This is a genomic window from Collinsella aerofaciens ATCC 25986, from assembly GCF_964237925.1.
GTDB lineage: Bacteria > Actinomycetota > Coriobacteriia > Coriobacteriales > Coriobacteriaceae > Collinsella > Collinsella aerofaciens_BJ.
This window is the reverse complement of record NZ_CAXSKI010000039.1, coordinates 1-977: the sequence shown is the minus strand read 5'-3', so window position 1 is coordinate 977 and position 977 is coordinate 1. Positions and strand designations below refer to the sequence as shown.

1 protein-coding gene is annotated in these 977 nt (G+C 70.3%); it reads left to right on the top strand.

All coding sequences use genetic code 11. The features are described from left to right. Positions 1-274: 274 nt before the first annotated feature. Positions 275-977: IS110 family transposase (locus tag ACESWY_RS10245; protein ID WP_373094361.1), on the top strand; the 703-nt coding region annotated here is incomplete at its 3' end.

Genomic DNA, 977 nt, shown 5'->3' with positions numbered 1-977 from the left:
CCCATTACAGTCTGAAATAGGCCATCGATAAATTTCGATGGCGAGCATTCGGCGCATTGCCTACGATACGGGCAAGCCCCGAGGGGCCGCCGATCGGGCACCTCCGGATGGCCGTCTGCCCCTGCCCCGTAGAGGGCCCGGGGGGTGTTGCCACCGGGGGCGCTCGCCGCTCCGGACGACTGATAGGAAACTGCCGGGCGCAAGCGCCACGGCCAGGTAATGTGGGTGTCGCGGGGAGGGGTTCCGATCGGCCTACCGATTGGAGGATACCACCGTGGCACCACCTAGAATGCCGGAAGCCGTCATCGGGCTCGATGTCGGGAAATCGTCCCACTGGGCATGCGTCGCGACCCGGGACGGCGAGATACTGCTGAGCGCCCCCGTCGCGAACAGGGAGGGCGATCTGGACTCGCTGTTCGGCCGCTTCCCCGATGCGCTCGTGGTCGTCGACCAGTCGCGCAACATAGGCGCCCTCGCGCTCGCCCGCGCCAGGGCGGCCGGGATGTCGGCGGCGTACCTGCCGGGACTCGCGGCGCACGGGGCCGCCAGGCTCTTCGCCGGCGACGCCAAGACCGACGAGCGAGACGCGATGGTCATCGCGAAGACGGCGCTTGGCATCCCCGACGCGCTCCTGCCGGTCGGAGACCCAGGTCCGACGATTGCGGCGGCGAGGGCGCTGGCCGCCCAGAGGAACTTCCTGACCTGCGAGAACACTAGGAATAAGAACCGGCTGCGCAGCATCCTGCTGGAATCGTGCCCCGCCTTCGAGGCGCTGGTCGACCTGTCCGACGGGCCCCAGCTGAGGCTCATGGCATCCCTCGGCGGGGCCTGGTCGGTAGCCGACGCCGGGCCCCGCAGGGCGGCGGCGCTCACGCGCGGGGCGGCGCGCGGTAAGATCGAGGCCCTCGTCCGCTCGACAACCTCCTCGACAAGGCCGGACGCGGCGGTCGTCGCCGCCGAGGACCGGGCGGTGAGGC